This is a genomic window from Inquilinus sp. (genome assembly GCF_057815775.1).
The window spans coordinates 1-3285 of record NZ_JBYRFX010000806.1; the positions used below are offsets into that span (position 1 = coordinate 1).

Here is a 3285-nt window from a genome sequence, read left to right on the forward strand (position 1 = left end):
GAAGGCGCGCGGCCGCACCGTGGCCGAAAGCCCGTCGATCCGCACCCCGATGATCGACCATGGCGGCGCCTTCCCGATCCGCATCGGCGCCCAGGTGGTCGGCGTCATCACCGTCTCCGGCCTGCAGCATGAAGAGGACCATCGACTGGTCGTCGCGACGATCGAGAAGTGGCAGAAAGCCCGCTCGTAGGTCGTCCTCGTAGGTTGGGTTCGCATTGCGAACCCAACCTACTCAGCTTGTATCGGGCTTGGCCTCTGCCGTGCCGGCATAGGGTGAACCCGGCGCGTGGTCGCAGGCCTCGGCCAGGGCCCAATCCTCCCCGGCCCATTGCGACCAGTCGGGCTTGAGGCCCAAGCCCCGGCAGATCAGGGCGACGGTCGCGCCCAGCGGGCGGTCCTGGAAATCCGGATCCAGGTCGGGATCGAGCCCCACGAGCCGGCCCTTCAGCTTGAACACCAGGGGATAGGGGTTGACCGGCACGCACTGGGTGATGGCCTCTTCGACGATGCATTCGACCCGGCGCTTGCGCCACTGTTTGCGCACCTCGTCGGCGGCTGCGGCCCGTGTGGTCGGGGCCGTCTGCTGCGGCGCGTAGAGGATGCGGGTGATGCGGGACTGCACCGCTGTGATCTGGGCCACCACGCGGGCGTGGCGCTGGAACGCGGCCCTGGCCTCCGTGATCCGGGCGCGGACCTCGGCCGGGTCGGGTGTGCCGGGCTCGTCCGGCACCGGATCCATCACCTCGGTGTGGAGCGCTTCGGCCTGCGCCATGGCCATTTCGGCCAGCCGCTCCAGCCGCTGGACCTGCCGCAACGCCAGCGCCCGGCCTGGATCGGCCGGTTCGGCTGGCGTGGATGTGGTTGGGGCGATGTTCATGGAACATATCATGAACGATTCGCCCGGATAGGCGCAATGAACGAGTTGTGACCCTTATCCGCCGTCATTGCGAGGAGGCAAAGCCGACGAAGCAATCCATGGATGGCGCCGGTTCGGGCTGCCCGATGGATTGCTTCGCTGCGCTCGCAATGACGGTGAGGGAGGGCACCAAGGTTGGGTTCGCGAGCGCGATCCCAACCTACGCGCGGGTGTTCCGCTCCTGCCAAAGCGCCGCCGCCCGCTCCAGGTGGCGGGCATGGGCGGCCTCGCCGCTGTCGCCTTCGATCACGGCCAGGGCCACGGCGGTGCTGCCGGTCACGGTCGCTTCCGCCGCCGGGTCCTCCGTCGCACCGCTCCCGACCGCGCGGAAATGCTCCAGGTCCCGGCGCTCCAGCCTTTCGCCGCGGCCGTCGCCCAGCATCGGCGGCACGGTCTCGTCCAGGGCTTCGCCCGCCACCAGCCGCTGCAGCGACAGCGCCTTCAGCGGCGTGCGCTCGGCCTCGCCGCCGGCGCCCTTGACCACGCACAAGTCGCTCTGGCCCAGCAGCCGCGCCGTGTCGCGATGCAGATCCTGGTAGGCCGGGTGGAACACGCCGACGAAGCTGGCCTTGGCCTGGAACGGGTTCAGCAGCCGCGCCGCCGAATTGACCGGGCTGCGCAGCCCCAGCACCGGCCGCAGCTCCATCAGCTCGGTCAGGGTGCGGCTGACCGCGCGCAGCGGCAGATAGGCGAAGCGGGTGGCGTCCAGGGTGCGCGCCGCCTCGGCCGGGGTCTCGGCCACCGGCAGGCCCAGCGCCCGCACCGCGTCCTCGGTCTCGATGCCCTCGGTCACCCGGACATTGACGCCATGCATCAGCACGGGATGGCCGGCGCGGGCGACCAGCAGGGCCGACAGCAGGAACCAGGGCGCGCCGCGGGACTTGCCGGCGGCATAGGACGGCCAGTCCAGCGCCGGCCGCGTCGTCGGGGCGGCCGTCACCACCGCCCGCGCCGCCCGGATCATGCCGGCCAGCTCCGCCGCCGTCTCGCCGCGATAGCGCTCCAGCAGCAGGAAGGCGCCGACCTGCATCGGGTCGGCCTCGCCCGACAGGATGATGCCGAAGGCGTCCTGTGCCTCGGCCTCGGTCAGCGGCCGCGACCGGCCCGGGCCGCGCCCGATCGCCGCCAGATGTGCCGCCATGCGCTGCCGGGGCGGCGAGTCCGGGGTGGCGGTCACGGTTTCGACGTCGCTGGCCATGGCACTGTTCTCGCAAAACGGATGCGAATGGTTAGCGCGGGAGCTCCGGCCCGTCGAGCATGTCAGTTCATTGTCTGGCCCGATGCCTTGTAGGAAGATCGTCTGGGCGATGCACAGCGGGGCGAGTCGGGCGATGCGATCGGAGAGCGGACAGGGCGGGGTGGCCAGCCGATGACCCGGGCGATCGGAAGCTTCGACTATGTCATCGTCGGCGCAGGCTCGGCCGGCTGCGTGCTGGCCAACCGGCTGTCGGCCGACCCCGAGGTCTCGGTGCTGCTGCTGGAGGCCGGGGGCAAGGCCAACCACATCTGGATCCACATCCCGGTCGGTTACCTCTACACCCATGGCGACCCGCGGCTGGACTGGTGCTTCAAGACCGAGCACGAGGCCGGGCTGGGCGGCCGGGCCATCAACTATCCCCGCGGCAAGGTGCTGGGCGGCTGCTCCGCCATCAACGGCATGATCTACATGCGCGGCCAGGCCCGCGACTACGACCAGTGGCGCCAGCTGGGCAACGCGGGCTGGGGCTGGGACGAGGTGCTGCCGTTCTTCACCAAATCCGAGGATCACTGGCAGGGCCGGACCGATTTCCACGGCGCCGGCGGTGAATGGCGGGTCGAGCCGCAGCGCCTGTCCTGGGCCATCCTGGAGTCCTTCCGGCAGGCGGCGGCCGAGACCGGGATCCCGCCGACGGAAGACTTCAACACCGGCACCAACGAGGGCTGCGGCTATTTCCAGGTCAACCAGCGGCGCGGCATCCGCTGGACCGCGGCCAAGGGCTTCCTGAAGCCGGTGCTGAGCCGTCCGAACCTAAAGGTCGAGACCCACGCCCAGGTGCTGAAGCTGCACCTGGAGGGCAAGCGCGCTGCCGGCGTGGTGTTCCGCCGGCCGGATGGCACCGAGGCCTATGCCGCGGCGAAGGGCGAGGTGATCCTGGCCGCCGGCGCCATCGGCTCGCCCGCCATCCTGCAGCATTCCGGCATCGGCCCGGCCGACCTGCTGGCGGCGCATGACGTGCAGCCGGTGCATGATCTGCCGGGGGTGGGTGAGAACCTGCAGGATCATCTGCAGCTGCGGCTGATCTACAAGGTGACGGGCGTGCCGACCTTGAACGAACGGGCCGGCCGGCTGCTGGGCAAGATCGGCATGGGGCTGGAATACGCGATGTTCC

4 protein-coding genes are annotated in these 3285 nt (G+C 70.4%); 2 read left to right on the forward strand and 2 right to left on the reverse strand.

Going from position 1 to position 3285, the window contains the following annotated elements:
- A partial coding sequence (locus tag AC3XYG_RS28790; RefSeq protein WP_489143312.1) for a heme-binding protein occupies positions 1-190 on the forward strand: 190 nt, incomplete at its 5' end.
- Positions 191-232: 42 nt separating this feature from the next.
- On the opposite strand, the gene AC3XYG_RS28795 is transcribed toward AC3XYG_RS28790, so the two are convergent.
- Both AC3XYG_RS28795 and AC3XYG_RS28800 read right to left on the reverse strand, forming a co-directional pair.
- Positions 233-877, reverse strand: a complete 645-nt coding sequence (locus AC3XYG_RS28795; protein WP_489143313.1) for a hypothetical protein — start codon at positions 875-877, stop codon at positions 233-235.
- A gap of 199 nt (positions 878-1076) precedes the next feature.
- Positions 1077-2114 carry a glycosyl transferase family protein gene (locus AC3XYG_RS28800; RefSeq protein ID WP_489143314.1) on the reverse strand — a complete coding sequence of 346 codons (1038 nt, stop codon included), beginning with the start codon at positions 2112-2114 and terminating at the stop codon, positions 1077-1079.
- 171 nt (positions 2115-2285) lie between these two features.
- Here AC3XYG_RS28800 and AC3XYG_RS28805 point away from each other — a divergent pair.
- The coding region (locus AC3XYG_RS28805; protein ID WP_489143315.1) for a GMC family oxidoreductase at positions 2286-3285 on the forward strand (1000 nt) is incomplete at its 3' end.

Excerpts from the sequence above, each read along its gene's own strand:
- AC3XYG_RS28795 (WP_489143313.1), bottom strand. The coding sequence starts at position 877 with ATGAACATCGCCCCAACCACATCCACGCCAGCCGAACCGGCCGATCCA.
- AC3XYG_RS28800 (WP_489143314.1), bottom strand. The coding sequence starts at position 2,114 with ATGGCCAGCGACGTCGAAACCGTGACCGCCACCCCGGACTCGCCGCCC.